At 37.5% G+C, this 19,289-nt stretch carries 20 protein-coding genes; 17 read left to right on the forward strand and 3 right to left on the reverse strand.

Annotated elements, in window-relative coordinates:
* Positions 1–331: 331 nt before the first annotated feature.
* Positions 332–763: a MarR family winged helix-turn-helix transcriptional regulator gene (locus MUN87_RS18665; RefSeq protein ID WP_244742714.1), complete on the reverse strand. Its 432-nt coding sequence runs from the start codon at positions 761–763 to the stop codon at positions 332–334.
* 120 nt (positions 764–883) lie between these two features.
* On the opposite strand from MUN87_RS18665, the gene MUN87_RS18670 reads away from it, so the two are divergent.
* Complete coding sequence (locus MUN87_RS18670) at positions 884–1,486, forward strand: NAD(P)H-dependent oxidoreductase (RefSeq protein WP_244742717.1); 603 nt, start codon at positions 884–886, stop codon at positions 1,484–1,486.
* A 223-nt stretch (positions 1,487–1,709) separates the two neighbouring features.
* Here MUN87_RS18670 and MUN87_RS18675 read toward each other — a convergent pair whose 3' ends face one another.
* Positions 1,710–2,858, reverse strand: a complete 1,149-nt coding sequence (locus tag MUN87_RS18675) for a DEAD/DEAH box helicase (RefSeq protein ID WP_244742719.1) — start codon at positions 2,856–2,858, stop codon at positions 1,710–1,712.
* Between the two features lie 193 nt (positions 2,859–3,051).
* Here MUN87_RS18675 and MUN87_RS18680 point away from each other — a divergent pair, with 193 nt between their 5' ends.
* The 4 genes from MUN87_RS18680 to MUN87_RS18695 all read left to right on the forward strand — a co-directional run bounded on the left by MUN87_RS18680 (position 3,052) and on the right by MUN87_RS18695 (position 5,397).
* Positions 3,052–3,366 (forward strand): DUF3892 domain-containing protein, encoded by a 315-nt coding sequence (locus MUN87_RS18680; protein WP_244742721.1) that lies wholly within the window; start codon positions 3,052–3,054, stop codon positions 3,364–3,366.
* A 421-nt stretch (positions 3,367–3,787) separates the two neighbouring features.
* On the forward strand, positions 3,788–4,138 hold the full coding sequence (locus MUN87_RS18685) for a hypothetical protein (RefSeq protein WP_244742723.1): 351 nt from the start codon (positions 3,788–3,790) through the stop codon (positions 4,136–4,138).
* Between the two features lie 300 nt (positions 4,139–4,438).
* On the forward strand, positions 4,439–4,912 hold the full coding sequence (locus MUN87_RS18690) for an NUDIX domain-containing protein (protein WP_244742726.1): 474 nt from the start codon (positions 4,439–4,441) through the stop codon (positions 4,910–4,912).
* Positions 4,913–5,034: 122 nt separating this feature from the next.
* The gene (locus MUN87_RS18695; protein WP_244742729.1) at positions 5,035–5,397 is read left to right on the forward strand and encodes a hypothetical protein; all 363 of its coding nucleotides are present in this window, start codon (positions 5,035–5,037) and stop codon (positions 5,395–5,397) included.
* A 50-nt stretch (positions 5,398–5,447) separates the two neighbouring features.
* Here the strand turns inward: MUN87_RS18695 and MUN87_RS18700 are convergent, their stop codons facing one another.
* Positions 5,448–6,632 (reverse strand): macrolide family glycosyltransferase, encoded by a 1,185-nt coding sequence (locus MUN87_RS18700; RefSeq protein ID WP_244748011.1) that lies wholly within the window; start codon positions 6,630–6,632, stop codon positions 5,448–5,450.
* A gap of 308 nt (positions 6,633–6,940) precedes the next feature.
* Between MUN87_RS18700 and MUN87_RS18705 the strand changes: the two genes are divergently transcribed.
* The 12 genes from MUN87_RS18705 to MUN87_RS18760 all read left to right on the forward strand — a co-directional run bounded on the left by MUN87_RS18705 (position 6,941) and on the right by MUN87_RS18760 (position 19,274).
* Positions 6,941–7,303 (forward strand): hypothetical protein, encoded by a 363-nt coding sequence (locus tag MUN87_RS18705; protein WP_244742731.1) that lies wholly within the window; start codon positions 6,941–6,943, stop codon positions 7,301–7,303.
* 116 nt (positions 7,304–7,419) lie between these two features.
* A complete protein-coding gene (locus tag MUN87_RS18710; protein WP_244742734.1) occupies positions 7,420–8,574 on the forward strand; it encodes an FAD/NAD(P)-binding protein in 1,155 nt (384 codons plus the stop codon).
* Between the two features lie 176 nt (positions 8,575–8,750).
* A complete protein-coding gene (gene rpsN / locus MUN87_RS18715) occupies positions 8,751–9,020 on the forward strand; it encodes a 30S ribosomal protein S14 (protein ID WP_244742736.1) in 270 nt (89 codons plus the stop codon).
* A gap of 176 nt (positions 9,021–9,196) precedes the next feature.
* Complete coding sequence (locus MUN87_RS18720; RefSeq protein WP_244742739.1) at positions 9,197–10,162, forward strand: CobW family GTP-binding protein; 966 nt, start codon at positions 9,197–9,199, stop codon at positions 10,160–10,162.
* 47 nt (positions 10,163–10,209) lie between these two features.
* On the forward strand, positions 10,210–11,322 hold the full coding sequence (locus MUN87_RS18725; RefSeq protein ID WP_244742741.1) for an NAD(P)/FAD-dependent oxidoreductase: 1,113 nt from the start codon (positions 10,210–10,212) through the stop codon (positions 11,320–11,322).
* Positions 11,316–12,989, forward strand: a complete 1,674-nt coding sequence (locus MUN87_RS18730; protein ID WP_244742743.1) for a nucleoside recognition domain-containing protein — start codon at positions 11,316–11,318, stop codon at positions 12,987–12,989. Before MUN87_RS18725 ends, MUN87_RS18730 begins: the two co-directional genes overlap by 7 nt.
* A gap of 16 nt (positions 12,990–13,005) precedes the next feature.
* Positions 13,006–14,196, forward strand: a complete 1,191-nt coding sequence (locus MUN87_RS18735; RefSeq protein ID WP_244742746.1) for a GTP-binding protein — start codon at positions 13,006–13,008, stop codon at positions 14,194–14,196.
* Between the two features lie 15 nt (positions 14,197–14,211).
* The gene (gene dcd / locus MUN87_RS18740) at positions 14,212–14,760 is read left to right on the forward strand and encodes a dCTP deaminase (RefSeq protein WP_244742748.1); all 549 of its coding nucleotides are present in this window, start codon (positions 14,212–14,214) and stop codon (positions 14,758–14,760) included.
* Positions 14,757–15,926 (forward strand): GTP-binding protein, encoded by a 1,170-nt coding sequence (locus MUN87_RS18745; protein WP_244742751.1) that lies wholly within the window; start codon positions 14,757–14,759, stop codon positions 15,924–15,926. The genes dcd and MUN87_RS18745 overlap by 4 nt, the downstream gene beginning before the upstream one ends.
* Positions 15,927–16,141: 215 nt before the next feature.
* On the forward strand, positions 16,142–17,119 hold the full coding sequence (locus MUN87_RS18750; protein ID WP_244742753.1) for an aldo/keto reductase: 978 nt from the start codon (positions 16,142–16,144) through the stop codon (positions 17,117–17,119).
* A 211-nt stretch (positions 17,120–17,330) separates the two neighbouring features.
* The gene (gene map / locus MUN87_RS18755) at positions 17,331–18,071 is read left to right on the forward strand and encodes a type I methionyl aminopeptidase (RefSeq protein ID WP_244742755.1); all 741 of its coding nucleotides are present in this window, start codon (positions 17,331–17,333) and stop codon (positions 18,069–18,071) included.
* Between the two features lie 633 nt (positions 18,072–18,704).
* Entirely contained in the window at positions 18,705–19,274 is a 570-nt protein-coding gene (locus tag MUN87_RS18760) for a GNAT family N-acetyltransferase (RefSeq protein WP_244742758.1), read from the forward strand.
* The last annotated feature ends 15 nt before the right edge of the window (positions 19,275–19,289 follow it).

Here is a 19,289-nt window from a genome sequence, read left to right on the forward strand (position 1 = left end):
AAAAGAGGGGAAAAATGGAGTGTTTTTGAATCAAAAATCCTTCAAAATAGGGGTTCGGTAGGAAAACTTTATTTTAACTCCGACGGTGGAATGGGGATTGGAGGGGGAAGAAAAAAGTTTTGTTTATTTTAACGGTACAAAAATAGCCTAGTATTATGAGCTTTATAAAAGTATATTTTATGATCCCTCGGACTAATGGTTCGAGGGACTTTTTAACCCCTGGCGTCTTACTTTTACACTAAAAAGCGCAGGCTAGAGGTCTTTCTTATGGAAAGATAAGTTATAACATTTTAAAGTTAACATAAAGTCTTTCCAATTGGTCCTTTCCATTTCACCTATGCAAAAATTTAGTTTGTAAAATTTGGATTGCCTCTTCAATTTCTTTCAGTTCAGGCTCTGTTAAATTGTTAATTCGATCTTGAAATTTTGATTCAAGCTCTTGAAATACTTTATTCATTAGCTCTGTTCCATTTTCGGTGAGACGAATGTCATATTTACGACGATCATTCGAATCAATAATTTTTTCGCATAGTTGGTTTTCAATTAGTTTCTTTAATTCACGGCTAGAATTAGGTAAAGATAAATGCAAGCATTCACTTATTTCACTAAGAGTTACTGGTTGGCTAACTGTAATAAATTCTAATATTTTGTATTGAACGGTAGTAATGTTTTCAATTTTGATTTCTTTTGTCATATCGTTTGTCATTTGATGTACAGATGTAGTAAATCGAACAAACTGATGGAAAAGCTTAGCCTTGTCCATATAAATCACCTCATTTACAAAGTATCAAATATATTATCAAAAAACAATTATCAATTGACAACTAAATCGAGTTGGTGTTAATATTTAGTTATCAAATGATAACTAATAAGGTGTTTAATAGTGAACGTTTTAATAGTTTTCACCCATCCAAATCATCAAAGCTTGAGCTATGCATTTTTACAAGGGGTACTTCGAGGTTGTGATGAAAATCATGTTATACAAAATGTTCAAGTTTTAGATTTATATGAAGAAAAATTCAATCCGGTTCTTGAATTTGGAGAGAAAAAGAAGAGAAGAGATATGTATAAAGCTCCAGAATTAGAAAAATATCGGGATCAACTATCGTGGGCTGAAAAGATTATTTTTATTTATCCTATATGGTGGGGAAGGCCTCCTGCTATGTTAATGGGGTATATTGATAAAATGTTTGCAGCAGGATTTGCCTACAAAGATAACGGTAAGTTGTTACCAGTTGGTTTGTTGAAGGGTAAATCAGTCGTATGTATTTCTGTAATGAAAGGTCCAACCTTTTATCCATTGTTTTGGTTAAATAATGCTCATAAAGTTTTAATGCGTAAAGCATTGTTTCAATACGTAGGCATTAAAAAGGTAAAGTTTTTTGAGTTTGGGAATATGGAAAACTCAAAGGGTAAACATCAGAAAAAAATAAACAAAGTATACAGGTATTTTCAAAAATTGAATATCCTTAGCTTAACATCTTAAAAATCAACTGCTAGTAATTAGTGATTGTAGATGGCTACACAACAGATTGTTAAAATTCATCGAAGGAAATTAAAGTACCTTAATCACGGTGCTAACCGTCTGTAAAACTCCCACTTCGAGTGTTACAAAGAAGCTAAGTGGGAGTAAACAGACCTTAACACCCTGATAAGTTTCACTAAATGATCAGTGGGGTCCAAAAACCCCCACTGATCAAAGTCTCACTTTATTTTGAATCAACTAATTTTCCTTTGAATAAGATTTTCTTTGAAACAGTTAAATTTAATTGGCGACTAAACTTCTGCAGTTGTCGCTCCTCACTCTCCGTGACAATGGCTACAACGGTTCCTGAGTCAGATCCTAACCGCCCAGTTCTTCCGGAGCGATGAACAAATTGTGCCGTCTCCTTAGGCAAGTCCATATGAATAACATGGGTTAAATCAGGAATATCTAAACCTCTTGCAGCAACATCTGAAGCTAGTAGTAGTTCAGATGTTCCTTCGCGAAATTCTTTAATTGCTTTAGCGCGTTCTTGTTTTTTGGAGTCACTATGTAAAACTCCTGCATGGATTCCCATAAATATTAGTTTTTCTGCCAGTACCGAAAGCGTTGTAATGTCTTTGACGAAGACAAGTGCTTTCATTTCATGATTTCGTACGAGCTTTCGTAACGATTCAATCTTATCTCTCGCTTCACTAACAAGATACATGTACTCTACATTTGGTCGATCATCATCTTCTTTGCCTACTCGAATTACTTCAGGATTGTTCATTAGTTCTTCTGCCTTTGATTGTACGATTTTAGGTAGAGTTGCCGAAAAGACGAGTACTTGCCGGTCACTCATGGTACTTTTTACAATTTTTTCGATAGTAGATATATGTTCAGGTACTAACAGTTGATCTGCTTCATCCAGTACAATCGTTTTTACTTGATGCATCTTTAGTTTTTTCTGGTTAATTAGTTCGTTCATTCTTCCTGGTGTTCCAATTACAATTTGCGGTTTCTTTTTCAACTTTTCAATTTGTCGTTTTACGTTTGCTCCACCAATCAGTGTAGCACTTCCAATTCCACTATCTCTTGACCACTCCTGAACTTCTTGATTTATTTGCATCACTAGTTCATGGGATGATGCTAAGATAACAACTTGGGTATTTTTTTGAGTTGGATCGATTTGTTGCAAAAGCGGTAAAAGATAAGCTAGCGTTTTACCGCTGCCTGTTGGTGACTCAGCAATGATATCTTTTCCATTGATTATAAAACGGGCCGTATGTAGTTGAATGGCTGTTAGTTTTTCAAATCCGGATTTATCCCATGTGGTTTGAAGAAACGGTTTCAGTTCAGGCAATACTTCATTTAATGATTGTGTTTTATTCATATTTAATGCTCCTCTTAATGCTTCAATTCGTACATCTTTATTCAGAGTAATGCGGATTACTATATACGTCAACCTGTACCACTATTTTGCGATAAATTAAATCGATTATGTGCTCTCCATATGTTGGGGGAGAGATTACACATAAAAATGTCCCTTCGTTATAAACTACATGTATATTTAGGAGGTATGGAATATGGACAATCAAGAATTCGAGAAAATATATCAAGATTATAAACAGCAAGGGGAGGAACAGGCTCAGCAGGAAGTGCCAGCATTAGGAGAGCTTGGAAAAGAACAAATTGTTGCTGTTCGAAAAAATGATGACGGCGATATTATTGCAGTTAAAACGAATAGCGGTAGAGAGTTAGACTACGTAACCGCAATAGATGAAGCAAAAGCTGGGAAACTTAAACATGTCGATGTATTTCATAAGTATGGTCGAGACATTATTCGTAGTGAACCTGACGGTATTAAAGAAAATAATCTAGATCAATTAGATACTTTTTAATAGGATGGATAAAGAAGGAAGAAGGCTCTACACTAAATTTTTTTGGTACAAGCTTTAGCCCTATCATTGGAAATCCTAAGTGTAGTTTCTTCATCTTCTTTTTTAAAAGGTATGTAAAACAATAACAAATATAAATGGATATTTATGTTAAGATATACATGAGAAAAAAATATTCAATAAGTTCGATCAAGGAAGTTGAGCAAGTTTCTATAATCAGTTTTTTCCTGAAATTTAAAAATGGGAACCGAAATTCGCATTGATCATGATGGATATGTGACATATACGGATCATAAGGGACAAAAAGTATTCTATTGATTATTAAGCATTTGCTTCATTCTTTAACAATCTCTTAGAAGTGAAAACTCTCTAACTGTTATTTCATTATAATTAGTTGAGAAAAGGAAATACGGGAGGGATAGGTTTGAGCTTGGAATTAGAGGTATTAAATAAAGAAATATCAAATGAAGCATATGACATTCTTTATGAAAACGGATTCTATGATTTGTTACGAAAGTTCGGTAATCCACAAATAAGTGGAAGTTATTTTTTGCAATTAATGACTTGGCGAGACTTAGATATTTACCTTGAATCTGAATCAATTAACGTTACGACATTTTTTGAATTAGGTAAAGAAATTACAGATATGATGAATCCCGCAAAAATGATCTTTAGAAATGAATTAATGGGTAATACACCGGGGTTACCTAATGGATTGTATTGGGGATTTATACAAAAATTTTTGACCAGCAATGGAAAATCGATATATGGTTGATTCCTCCAGAAGAGGTCCAGCAAAGACAAAGTAAAATAGCAGAACTAAAGGCTAAAGTTGATAATAATAAGAGACAATCAATTTTAAACATCAAGAATCAACTACATAGCCATTCTTTATATCGCAAATCTTTTTTTAGCGTAGAAATTTATGATGCCGTACTGAATGATAATATTACATCAAAAGAACAATTTGAAAAATGGTTATATATCAAGAAAGGATTAAAAATTTGAAAGAATTTGTTCTTAAACGCTTGATAGAAACAAAGAAAATCTGACAGCAGATAAACGAGGTGAACACATGTCGCATGTAAGAATACGATGTACAGGTCTAATAATCGAAAATAATTCTATCCTTTTAGTAGAATATGATGATAACGGCATACATTATAATTTACCTGGCGGAGGCTTAGAACCGGGAGAAACGATATTAGAGGGTGTTGCAAGAGAGGTATTAGAAGAAACGACAGCACAGGTCGACGTTGGACCGTTAGCAATAATTTATGAACTTGCCCCGCATAAACAGTCTGGCGATTATAATGTCAATGAAAAACATGGGTTACACCTCATTTTTGAATGTACATTAAAAAATAACTCCGTACCGCGATTACCCCAACATCCAGATCTTCATCAATCGGCGGTGAAATGGATCCCTTTAGAAGAATTAGATTCCGTTTTACTGATACCAAATATCAAACAGCAAATAAAGAACTATATCAAGAACAAAAAGAATATAGAACTAGTTGAAGATTATACGCTTGAGAGACTGCGATAATGAAGTGCTCCAGTGAGTAAGGATCCAATAAAAAAAGGACTATTGCTCCCCATTTGTTATAATTATAGAAAATGTGCAGAACAAACCTAGAGATACTAATTCTCCTAATAATAAGAAAGGAAGTGATTAGAGTTAAAAGAATTTTATTTTTGGTTTTAGGCTGCTGTTTCTTATTTGGATGCAGTGAAAAAGATGAATTCGCTCGTCATTACACTAATTTAATGCCAAGTGAGAATAGTGAGTATTCCATTTATTCAGTCGGCTATGAAATTAATCCAGAAGAACTAAGCAACGAAGGGATAAATATTAGTAATTACTCAATTATATACCAAAGTTCTCTTGAATCATCAGAAACTACCTATCCTGAATTAGATTTAAAAGAAGAACCCGCTTTTATTATTTTTGATGAAAATGGTCTAGTGCAAAAAACGTATAAGTTTGAGTCTCTAATTAAGTATTTAAAAGAGATTGATTCTAGAGATTAGATAGTTGTTAAACAATGGAGAGAAGGAACCTGTTCAGGTTCCTTCTGCATTCACTTTTTCCCATCCAGATAATCATCAATAATCTCTAACGCTTCTGCCGGTCCTCCACAAGACTGAAAACTGCTCTTAATTTTTTCGATCCCCTGATAATAATCATCGTTTTCCACAATCTGATTGACTGCATTTTTCAGTGCTTCTTCCGTTAACTCATCTGGAAAGATCGCATAACCCGCTTCAAGTTCTGATAGGCGAGCGGCTACCATCGGCTGGTCCTTATCGCGCGGGATCACGACCATTGGGACCTCATAATAGATGGCTTCATTCACACTGTTCATGCCCCCGTGGGTCAGGAATACATTCGTATGCTGCAGAATATCTAACTGAGGGACATATTTTTGAATAATGAAGTTTTCTGGAGCATCCTTTAGTTTCTCGAAATCAACACTGGATCCTGCTGCAATCACAACTTTCCCTGGAAAATCGGAAAAAGCATCGATACACATATTAAAGAAAGCTTCGACATGGTCCAGAACAGTTCCCATGGAAATATAAAGAACTTGCTCATTTTCAATCTGATCAAAGGGAAAATCAATTGTACCTTTTCGTTGAGGAAAGCTGGGGCCAATAAAATGATGCCCCTCACCAAACTCCTCCAGACGAGGTTGGAAATACTCGCTCGTATATACCATTGTTTTCTCTCCTTGATTTTGCATGAACTGAAGCATGTTTTTAGGTGCCACACCAAATTCTTGCTTAACCCTGTCTAACAGGACTTTCCCTTCTTCATTAAAGTGAAGAGATCCCGCAGCTTCAGGATGGAGCGGCAGTTTCTTCTTATAATCCTCTGGAATTAGAAAGGATGCTGAAGACGAGAAGCCAGGTATATGTAAATAGTCTCTCACTAATTCTCCCGGACCAAAGGAATCGTAGTAAACAAAATCAAAGGAAATATCCTTATCTAACTCTCTGGTTACAGATAAAATATCAAAAGAGGTTTTCAAGAATATGTTTAAAAAAGAATGAAGTCCATCTGAACTACCAGGATCGATCTCTGCTCCTTTTAGATAATTATCATGCAGGACAACATTTGCTCCTACACCCTCTAAGCGATCCTTGTAATCTTCCGTAGAGATATAGTAGACGTTGTCACCACGGTCTGCAAAAGCTTTTGTTATGCCTAAACTAGGATTGACATGTCCTTCAGCCGGCACGTTTATCATCAGTATGTTTGCGATAAGTCGTCACCTCTTTAGTAGATTATAAGTTATTACCCGTATTTTATAATAGAAATCACAGCTATAGCAATATTTATATATGCCCGGTTTTTTTACTGCATAAAAAGAGGCGGGGTGTAAGTACAAGCATCATGCTCAAGATGAATTTTGGATTATTAAAATAGAGATTATGTAAAGTAGAACTGTGAATTAATGTAGCAAACTTGATTCTTTACATGTTTCAAGATAAAGTATACAATATAAATCGTAATGATTACGTTTTGTTAATGAACTGATAGAATAGAAGTAATTCCAGAAAGGATACGGATATGAATAGTAATACAGTTAACTTGTTATTACGTAAAATCTTAAACGATTACTCAGAACAAGAGCGATTCTTATACAATCGTGTGATTGAAATGGAGGATGATTTAGCAGCACAGGTACATTCGACAGAAGAGCTGATGTATCAAGTGAAAACAGAATCACCACATGAGAAAATAGCGTGTGATTTTGGTATGACTTTATCGGAACTTATTAAAAAAATGACAGTAATGGAGGAAGAAATTAGTCGTAAACTAGAAATCATGTATGCGAACATCCAATGGCTTGACTGTACATTTTTTGTTCATTCAAGCAGAAGAAATAATAAAAGACATAAACTATTTTATTTTAATATTCCCAATTCCTAATGTAATGATGCAGTAGTCCAGTGGATGAGTATGATTGAAACAGAAAAAGGTTGTTTGGTATTAACCTACCTTGCTATTAAAGTAAGAGGATCATCAGAAGAAGGAGTCATTCTTATATGTATAAGTGGATCATTATAGGGGGAGGAGTGCAAGGATGTTGTGTGGCCACCCGTTTACTTGAAAATGGCGTAAACAAAAAGGAAATGCTGGTCATCGATACCTATCCGGAACCCATGTATATGTGGCAAACGTTAACAGCCAAAACCGGTATGCCTTATTTAAGATCTCCCTCTGTTCATCATCTGGGAGCTGACCCATTTAGTCTAAAAAAATATTCACGTCATCAGGACTACGCCAGACCTTTCAAAGGAAGGTACGCAAGGCCACGTTTAGATATGTTTAATCAGCACAGTATGGATGAAATGAATAAAGTAGGGATTCAACGTTGTTGGCGACAAGGGACAGTGAAGGAACTTACGTGGTCAAATGGCTGTTGGGAGGTAAAGACTTCCAACAATCAAGTTGTCAGAGGAGAATGTGTTGTACTGGCAATGGGTGTAAATCATCAAGCACATTATCCAGAATGGGCTTGTCCATACAAAAAGGCAGCAACTATTAGTCATGTATTCGATATGGAAACACCTCTTCCACATGAAGGAGATATTGTTATAGTAGGAGGGGGGATGACGGCAGCTCACCTGGCATACACACTTTCCGACAAAAATACCATACATTCTGTTACTTTAGTGAAGCGTCATCCGTTTCGAATCAAAGATTTTGATAGTGATCCAGGCTGGCTGGGCCCAAAAAATTTAAGAAACTATCAGAAAATGAATTGCTACAGTGAACGAAGAAAGGTTATTCAAGAGGCAAGACACCGAGGTTCCATAACAAGTGAGCTGCATGTGAAGTTAAGAAAACAAGTAAGGAATGGTAAACTGACGATTATCACAGAAGAAATACATGGTGCCAAAACGATAGACGATACGGTGGAATTGTTCGTAACAAATGATAAATCCATATCAGGTCATTCCTTAATCCTTGCTACTGGTGCAGAGTCGAGATTACCAGGGGAAGAGTGGCTGAAAAAGACGATAAAGCAATGGGATCTACCTTGTTCTTCTTGTGGTTTTCCTATTGTTTCCTCTTCTCTTAAATGGAAACGGGGGCTCTATGTTGCCGGAGCTCTTGCAGAATTAGAAATTGGACCTGTTTCTAGGAATATTGCTGGGGCAAGAAAGGCAGCGGAGCGCATCGCATATAATTTATAACAAGACGAGTAAAGCAACAAATAATAGAAAAGCTTTATTGTTTTTTGTAAATCGTAACCATTACTATTTACATTACGAGTAATTTCGTTTATAATGATTTTTATTCGTAATTATTACGATTTAACATATTAGAAACCTTGAAACGAAATTGTGAATAGCGAAAGGAGTAATTAGAAATGGCTAAAAAATCCAAAATAGCTAAAGAGAAAAAACGGCAGCAAATGGTTTTGCAATATGCAGAATTAAGAAGAGAGCTAAAAGCAAAAGGTGATTATGAAGCACTAAGTAAATTACCTCGGGATTCTTCACCGACAAGGTTGAAAAACCGTTGTGAAGTGACAGGTAGACCACGTGGCTATATGCGCAAATTCAACATGTCCCGTATTGCTTTTAGGGAATATGCGCATAAGGGTCAAGTGCCTGGTGTGAAAAAAGCAAGTTGGTAACAAAACCATGAATGTTTATCACAGTGTTAAACGTCTGTAAGACCCCCATTCCAATTCTTAAGTAATAGAAAGAAGCTAAGTGGGGGTATACAGACACAAAAAGTTAAGATTCATTACTGATCAGTGAAAGTTAATAACCCTTCTGATCATAGCCTACTTTATAAGGAGGAAAAGTCTTGTCACAAGAAATCCCTATTCCAGTAACTATTTTAACTGGTTTCTTAGGGGCTGGGAAAACGTCATTGTTAAATAATTTGTTGCAAGATATGCCAGAACAGAATGTTGCTGTCATTATCAATGAATTTGGTGATACGTCGATTGATAGTCACTTGGTGGTGTCAACAAAGGAAGAAATTCTCGAGATAAACAGTGGTTGTATATGTTGTAATGTGCGAGCAGATTTAATCAACATATTAACTAATATGATGAAACAGGAAACAGAAATGGACCACATTATTATTGAGACTACCGGTATGGCTAATCCAGCTCCTGTTATTCAAACCTTTCTAATGGATGAACAGACAGCAGCATCATTTGAATTGGACAGTGTGATTACGATGGTTGATGCCAAGCATATTTGGCATCATGTAAAAGAAGAAGAGCCAGGGCAACAAATCGCCTTTGCAGATGTTCTAATAGTAAACAAAATGGATTTGATCACAGAAGCTGAAAAAAGTGAATTGGAACAACAGCTGATTAACATGAATCCACAAGCAGAACGGATATATACGACATATGCGAATGTAGACAGTGGAGATCTAATAGGGAAAAAATCCTTTGAATTAGAATATATATTAACAATGGATCCAAATCTATTAACTCAAACACATCACCATCATCATAATGATCAAGTCACATCTTGTGTTTTTCGAGACGACCGTCCGCTTGATTTAGAAAAAGTGAATAAATGGTTCGCTTATTTAGTCCAGTTTAAAGGAGAACATTTATATCGTTATAAGGGTGTGCTCTATATTAAGCAACTGGAGAACAGAGTGGTTTTCCAAGGTGTACATATGCTATTTGCAGGAACTGAAAGCTTTAAATGGGTGAATGATGAGTTAAGACAAAGTGAGATCGTTTTTATTGGAAAGCATCTCGATTTTGAGGAACTGGAGAGAGGTTTTCAATATTGTCTTGCTTAATTTTTTTGCGTTTTAAATCGTAATGATTATTATTTGGGGTGGTATGGATGAATCAAATATATGACGTCATTGTGGTTGGAGCAGGTCCTTCCGGAATTGGTGTCGGCGCTTTATTACAACAAATGAATTGCACTTCCTACTTAATTATAGAGAAAGAAGAAGTAGGAGCATCGTTTCAGCTTTGGCCAGAGGAAATGAGATTTATAACTCCTTCCTTTCCTGCGCAAGGTTTTGGTCAGACAGATTTAAATGCCATTGTTCCAAAAACGTCACCAGCATACACAATAGATATGGAACATCCCACTGGTGAAGCTTATGCAGAATACCTTAATGTGTTAGCAGATCATTTTACACTTCCTATTAAAGAAGGTGTTCAAGTAAATCAAATTCATAAGAGTGCAGGCATCTTTTCCATAGATACGACAGAAGGAATCTATCAAAGTCAATATGTTATCTGGGCAGCAGGGCAATATCAATATCCGGACTTGCAGCCTTTTCCGGGTGCAGAAGTTGGTGTGCACAATAGCTTGATTCCATCCTGGGAGGACGTGGAAGGTGATGATTTTGTTATCATCGGAGGATATGAAAGTGGTATGGATGCAGCATTTCATCTAGGGCGATCAGGTAAGAGATCTACATTAATAGCAAGAACGAATACTTGGGAGATCGATAGTAGTGATCCTAGTACTGCCCTGTCAACCTATACATATGGTCGTGTCCGCCCCTTATTGGATTCAGACTTATTAAGGGTTGTAGGCAATACAGCAGTGACACGTATCGAAAAAGTATCGTCAGGATATGACGTGTATACGAGTAGTGGGAAAGTTTTCTTTACAAAGGAGAAACCGATATTAGCTACTGGCTTTTCAGGCAGCACATCAATGATAGAAAATTTAGTGAAGCGTGGAAAGCACGGCGAAGTTCTAGTTAATGAAAGAGACGAATCTGTAGCGACACCTGGCTTATTTCTAGCAGGACCAGAGCTTCGCCACAATGATCATATCTTCTGTTATATATACAAATTTCGTCAACGCTTTGCTGTTATAGCAGAAACAATCGGTCACCGGTTAGATTTAGATTTATCGATATTAGAGGAGTATAAACGAGAAAACTTTTATCTTAATGATCTCTCTATGTGTGGGGAGAGGTGTCAATGCTAGAAAGCGTTACGCCTCCCTATGCTAATCCGGTAGAAGTCATGTTAGTAGGGTGTGAGTCAGTTGGGAAATCCGGCTTATTTCGCCATATGACTGGGGAAAACCGAGCGTTGGCTAGTAATGTAAGAGGATCAACAATAGCTGCCTTAACAGCATCATGTAAATTAAACAGTGTTATGCGATTAACAGACTTACCAGGCATTCAATTTGATATGGACAGCCAAAATACCCAACTTACTTTAGATCATATAGAAGGGGAACAAACCTTACTTATAGTTGTAAAAGCAACGGAGCTGGCAGAAGAACTGATCCAGCTGGAGAAGGAATTGAAATTGAAAGGTAAAAAAGTAGCGATTGTTGCAACTCACCGGGATAAGTACTTACCTGCTAGAGCTGAACAAAACAGAGTGCAAGAACTCTTGCAGGTACCGGTAGTCTGGATTAATGCCAGAAAGATGGATTTTGCGGAACAAGAAAAAGTAATTACTTGTATTCAGAATGCCAGAGCATGGGCGGTGACTGCGAGTATCCTTCATTTTCTGCCTTCGTCGCCTCATCCTGTTAATAAAGTAATACCAATTTTTCGTTTGAAAATAGTAGGTCCAATGCTAGCTTGTTTAATTATTCTGACGATGTTTGCCTTGCCAGTATTGGCAGCTTATTTATTTGTCAGCTGGCTAGAACCGGTGACAGAACAATACTTGCTGATACCGATAACCACTATGGTGGAGCAGGTTCCTGCCTTTTTAGCTAATGTGTTAGTAGGTGATTACGGTGTCATTACCTTAGGTTGGTATTCATTTCTTTGGGCATTTCCTGTTGTCCTGTTCATCAGTATCACTACTACTCTTACAGAGGAGATTGGTATACAAGAACATTTAACAAATGCCTTAGATCCGTGGCTTCGAAAGATAGGGTTAACAGGAAGAGATTTGCTTCCTGTTATCACAGGTTTTGGCTGTAATGTTGTCGCCGTCATGCAAAGCAGAAGTTGTAGCAGTTGCACCCGGCTGTCTTGTGTATCGATGATTTCCTTTGGTTCAGCTTGCAGTTATCAAATTGGTGCTAACTTATCAATTTTCAATGCTGCACATGTCCCTTTTTTATTTTTACCTTATTTGCTCGTATTATTAGTAGTTGGTGCTATTCATACAAGGATTTGGAATAGAACAGCAACAGAAGAACTAAAAAGAATTGCCCCTTTGCCACATTTGCAGGAAATCAATTGGCGTGCATTCTGGTGGAAGTTTTCAGGTGTGATTAAGCAATTTTTATTGCAGGCTATGCCAATTTTCTTGTTAATATGTCTGGTTGCTTCAGTACTAGATACTATCGGCATATTATCGATTTTTAGCTGGATTGCGATGCCTTTATTATATCTATTTTCATTACCAGCAGATGCAGCACCTGGTTTGATTTTTTCTTTTATTAGAAAGGATGGCTTACTTGTCTTAAATGAGGGACAGGGCAGTTTATTAATGAATATGTCTTCCAGTCAACTATTTATTCTTGTTTACTTGGCATCGACCTTATCTGCTTGCCTTGTTACATTATTTACTATCAGCAAAGAGCTTAGCTGGAAGGATGCTGTATCAATCGGATGGAAACAAATGTTGACAAGTGTTGTTAGTGCATCATTTCTTGCCGCAGGATTATATTTTATAAGTTGAATAGGAGGAGAAACAAATGAAGAAGATTCCAGTAACTGTATTAAGTGGTTATTTAGGTGCTGGTAAAACAACATTATTGAATCATGTCTTACATAATCGTGAAGGCTTGAAGGTAGCGGTAATTGTCAATGACATGAGTGAAGTCAATATTGATAGTGAGCTGGTCCAATCACAGGGTGGATTCTCCCGTACAGAAGAAAAGTTAGTAGAAATGTCTAACGGTTGTATTTGCTGTACATTGCGAGAGGATTTATTAGTAGAAGTGGAAAGCCTCGTGAAAAAAGGAGATATTGATTACATTCTGATTGAGTCTTCTGGAATAAGTGAGCCTGTTCCTGTTGCACAAACCTTCTCTTATATTGATGAAGAAATGGAAATTGATTTAACGAAATATTGTCGTTTGGATACGATGGTTACAGTTGTTGATGCAAATCGATTCTGGCATGATTTTGGTTCAGGAGACAGCTTGCTGGAGAGACAACAGGCGGTAGGTGAAGGGGATACGCGTAATATTGCAGATTTGTTACTTGACCAAATTGAATTCTGTAATGTTCTAGTCTTGAATAAGACAGATTTGGTAAAAGAGGAAGATTTACAAAAGTTAGAGAAAGTTATCCGAAAGCTACAGCCTGAAGCGGAAATTGTCCGCACACAACATAGTAAAATCGATCCGAAGGAAATACTAAATACCCGTTTGTTTAATTTTGAAAAAGCCAGTGCATCAGCAGGCTGGTTGAAGGAACTTAATGCAGGAGTGGAAAATCATACGCCGGAAACAGAGGAATATGGAATAAGTTCGTTCGTCTATAGGTCAAGGCTGCCTTTTCACACGGATCGATTAGTAAGTTGGTATCAAGATTTACCCAAAGAGATCGTTCGGGTGAAAGGTGTGATGTGGTGTGTGACACATCATGATATCGCATTATTGTTATCACAAGCTGGCCCTTCCGTAAATGTTGAACCACTAGCTTATTGGGTGGATTCTCTTCCGAAAGAGCAGCGTAATGAGCTATTAAGAACGAATAAAGAAGTAAGGGACTTATGGGATCCTGAATTTGGAGATCGTCATACAAAGCTTGTATTCATCGGAATGGACTTGGATGTTGAGGAGATAACCAGTGAACTAGATCGTTGTCTATTAACGGAGTCAGAGATGGAGGAAGACTGGTCACAATTCAGAAACCCATTCCATTGGCGAATTTCATAACAGGAGTGAGAACGAGTGATCTTATCAGGACATACGATTAAACAATCCATATATGAAGAACGAATTACCATTACTCCGTATAAGGAATCAAATATACAGCCAGCGTCTATTGATCTATGTCTAGGCGAGCATTTTTTAGTAGTGGATGACTTATCTACCCCTATTTTATCGGTTAACAGTCCAGCAAATTATCATGAAATGCAAGTGACAGCTGGTGAGGTTATTACGATTCCGCCGAAAACGTTTATGTTAGGAACAACAGCAGAGCAAATTCGTTTGCCTGACATTTTAACAGCCTTTGTTGAAGGGAGAAGTTCTATCGGTAGATTAGGCGTTTTTATTCAAAATGCAGGCTGGATCGATCCGGGCTTCTCCGGTCAGATCACTTTAGAGTTATTTAATGCAAATCGTATACCCGTTCAACTTAAAGTCGGTATGCGAGTGTGTCAATTAGTCATCGCACAAGTTGATCAGGAGACAGAGGGATATAGCGGCAAGTATTTGTTTCAGGATGGAGCTACACCTAGTCGGGTGTACTTAGACAGAGAGGAAGAAAAGGAATGAGTAAAAAAATACCTGTAACGGTTTTAAGTGGTTTTCTTGGAGCTGGAAAAACAACTTTACTTCATCATCTCCTTGAAAATCAGCTAGGTTTGAAAATAGCAATTATTGTTAACGATATGAGTGAAATTAATGTTGACGCAAAGCTTGTAAAAGAAGGAGGCCTTGTGAGAACGAAAGAAAATTTGGTAGAAATGACAAATGGGTGTATCTGCTGTACCCTGCGAGAGGACTTAGTAGTGGAATTAGAGAAATTGGCTCAATTGGACATTGACTACGTGCTGATTGAATCAAGTGGTGTGTCTGAACCAATCCCTGTTGCGCAGAGCTTTGCTTATCATGACGAAGCATTAGGAATAGATTTAAACGCCTTTTTCCAGATTGACACCATGGTAACAATGGTCAATGGTCAGCAATTCTGGGAGGATTATCAATCAGAAGATCTATTAATAGACAGGCAATTACATGTTTCGGATGATGATGAAAGAGGTATTGTTGATTTATTAATTGATCAAATTGAGTTTGCTAATGTGATCGTGTTAAATAAAATAGATATGCTGTCAGATAAGGAAGTTGCTAAATTAACGAATGTACTTCATAAACTAAATCCGGAAGCAAATATTATTGCAACAAGCTTTGGAGAAATTGATCCATTGCAAGTTCTCCATACCAATCAATTCAATTATGAAAAGGCAAGTCAGGGTGCTGGCTGGATCAAGGAATTGAATCAGGAGCATGTACCTGAAACAGAAGAATATGGAATTGGTTCATTTGTTTACAGAAGCAGAAAGCCATTCCATCCAGAGAGATTTCATCAATGGTTAGAAAACTGGCCAACAGAAGTTATCCGTGCAAAAGGTTTCTTTTGGCTAGTGACAAGAAATGAGGTTGCAGGACTCTTGTCTCAGGCAGGATCAATGTTGACTTTAGAGGGAGCAGGCAGATGGCTGGCCAGCTATTCGCAAGAAGAACTAGATGAATTAAAAGTACAAGATCCTGCTTTGTTTGAAGAATGGGATGATCAAGCAGGAGATAGAATGACAGAGCTCGTATTTATAGGAAGTAATATGGATAAGGATGTGATGGTTCAATCATTGGATGAATGTTTGGTAAATGAGGAAGAACTAGATATTATGTCCTTTAAGGATCCGTTACCTTCATTTATTTAAATGAAAAAGGTGTTGCCTGATTTATGTATAGGTGGCATCTTTTTTAGTGGATCAACACAAACAAATGTTATAGAGAGCTTGCCAATCAATGGCGAATTACTATCAGACATTCAATTCGTAAAGATAATGTTTCTCAAACAAGACACATTCATTGCCTAAATTATACAATTCCCCTATACTCTAAGTGAAAAGCCAAATACACAGGAGGGGAAACAATGAAGTACACCAATTTAGGTCGAACAGGCATGAAAGTTAGTAAACTATGTTTAGGAACGATGAATTTTGGTCCGGCAACAGAGGAAAAGGAAGCACACAAAATAATGGATGCTGCCCTTGATGCTGGGATAAACTTCTTTGACACGGCAAATGTATATGGCGGAAAAGGTCATCATGGCTGGACAGAAGAGATTATTGGCAGATGGTTTGCGCAAGGTGGCAATCGCAGGGAAAAAGTGGTGCTTGCTACGAAAGTATATAATCATATGGGCGATGAAAACGATGGTCCAAATGAGGGGAGATTTCTTTCTGCTTATAAGGTCCGTCGTCATTTAGAAGGATCACTTAAGCGCTTGCAGACTGATCACATTGAGTTGTACCAAATGCACCATATTGATCGCAATGTCTCATGGGAAGAACTGTGGGAAGTCTTTCAGGCGGAAGTTCAGAAAGGCACGATTGATTACGTTGGTTCCAGTAACTTTGCAGGGTGGGATCTGATTAAGGCCCAGGCAGCTGCCAAGGAACGTCATTTCTTAGGCATTGTCTCTGAACAGCATAAATACAGCTTACTATGTCGTCTTCCGGAATTGGAAGTACTGCCTGCAGCAAAGGACCAGGGCATTGGTGTGATTGCCTGGAGTCCATTAGATGGAGGACTGCTTGGTGGCAACGCATTAAATCCAGCTCAAGGCTCACGGTCAGCTGCTCTAACAGAACGAGTGGAAAAACATCGTTCACAATTGGAAGCGTTCTCTGATCTTTGTAAGGATTTGGGAGAGCATGAAGCAGATGTAGCCCTTGCCTGGGTACTGCATAATCCAGCATTAGATGCACCAATTATCGGCCCACGAACTCTGGATCAATTTGAAAAATCCTTGCGTGCGGTCGAAATTGAATTAGATCAGGCAACACTTGACCGTTTGGATGAGATTTTCCCTGGTTACGGTGCAGCACCAAATTCTTATGCATGGTAAAAGATGAATAGAAGAGAGCGGAATACGAACCGGATGTGGTTCGTATTCCCTTTTTTTATTCTGTCGCAAAACAATGCCATTCATCATACTTTGCAATAACACCAAACCCTATATTAAAATATAGAAATGAGCGTGCCTCGTTGATGAAGGCCAGCCTTCCCATTTATGTTAAAATGATAATGATAAATAAGATAAAAAGTGAGGAACAACAATGATAGCAAAGACAGAAGAGGATTTTAATGGATTAAAAGAAATTGGTAAAATCTGCGGAGCAATCCGTGATGAGTTAGTTCAGAGTACGAAACCTGGCGTGACTACAAAAGAACTCGATGAATTAGCAGGAGAAATGTTTGAAAAAGCCGGAGCTCAATCTGCGCCAAAAGGAGAATACGATTTTCCTGGATATACGTGCATTAGTATTAATGAAGAAGTTGCCCACGGGATTCCTGGCGACCGGGTCATTGAAGAAGGGGACCTTGTGAATATCGATGTGTCAGGTTCGAAAAACGGCTATTTCGCGGATACCGGCATTTCTTTTGTCATTGGGCAGGGAGAATTGATTTTACAAAAAATATGTGACGTTGCGAAAGAAGCTTTTGATGCTGGACTGGAGAAGGCAAAACCAGGTGCGAAGAAAAGTGCGCTCGGTAAAGCAGTACACAATGTAGCGAAACAGCATGGCCTAACCGTTATCAAGAATCTTACCGGGCATGGCGTTGGGCGTTCGATTCATGAAGCACCATCACATATTTTTAATTTCCACTCGCGCTGGGATGATGAAATTTTAAAAGATGGTATGGTCATTGCCTTCGAACCTTTTATCTCTACATTGGAAGAGGAAGTGTACCAATCAGATGATGGCTGGACCTTCCTAACTGACGAAAGCTGTGTGGCACAATATGAACACACGATTATACTGACAAAAGACGGACCGATTATTACGACATTGTAAACGCGTGGATAGTCGTGTTACGAGTTATAAGCGTTGGAATAGACGATCATCAAGTGGTCGTCTATTTTTAGATGTTAAGAAAATTAACCAGTTCGACGTAGTGAAAATTTAGAATATAGCAAGTATAAGAAGAACTCGGCATCCTTATTAAACGAGGCGAATGCCGAGTTTTTCTAATCAGAATGAAAAGTATATAACATTCTTATTAGCGAGATAAGAAAAAGTAGTCAAAATCAGAAAGCGATCCCACGAGATTTGTATCATTTAATGAGAAAGGACCCAAAAGAGTAGTGCTGGTAGCCGAGATTTGTATCGTTTAGTGGGAAAGAAGACAAAACTGGGAAGCGGCGCAACAAGATTTGTAGTGTTTAAAAAGAAAGAAGACAAATGATGATTCCCTTCTAGTTGAAGAGTCTGTACCAAAGCGAAGGGCGACACATAGACTCCGACAAGACGAAAAGAGGTTTCCCATCACAGTGAAATTTAAAATGCTGACACTCAATAAAATACCAGAAGAATGCCGAATATCTCTAATTGAACATAATACGATGGAATTTTATGCTAATATAATGTCATAGCCTATCGTTGATATAGGACATAATTAAATTTAGTGATGGTAAAAGGATGATGAGGATGAGAGACAAAAATAATTTTCCCGTAATCGAAACGGATAGATTGATTCTAAGACAAGTAACCAAAGATGATGCAGAAAGTATGTTAGCCTATCTGTCTGATCAAGATGTCATGAAATACTACGGATTGGAACCTTTTAAATCGATTGATGATGCACTGGACGAACTTGCGTGGTATCAGTCAATATTTGAAGAGAACAAGGGTATAAGATGGGGCATCACTATAAAAGAGCAAGGACGGGTTATAGGCAGTTGTGGATTTCTCAATTTTGTCTCAGAGCATCGCCGTTCTGAAATTGGTTTTGAATTAAGTAAAGAATACTGGGGATATGGCATCGCAAGTGAAGCGTTAGGAGCAATTATTACATATGGATTCGAACAATGGAACCTGCAGCGGATACAAGCATTAATTGAACCGCCTAATAGTTCATCAAAAAAATTAGTAGAAAGCAAGGGCTTTATACAAGAAGGTCTTTTGAGAAATTATGAATTTACTTGTGGCAAATTTGATGATTTATTAATGTATTCATTATTGAAGCAAGATTATGAAAAAGATACAGATAAAAAGTAAAGAATTATAACAGAT

Origin of the sequence: Gracilibacillus salinarum (assembly GCF_022919575.1) — a bacterium.
Lineage (GTDB): Bacteria > Bacillota > Bacilli > Bacillales > Amphibacillaceae > Gracilibacillus > Gracilibacillus salinarum.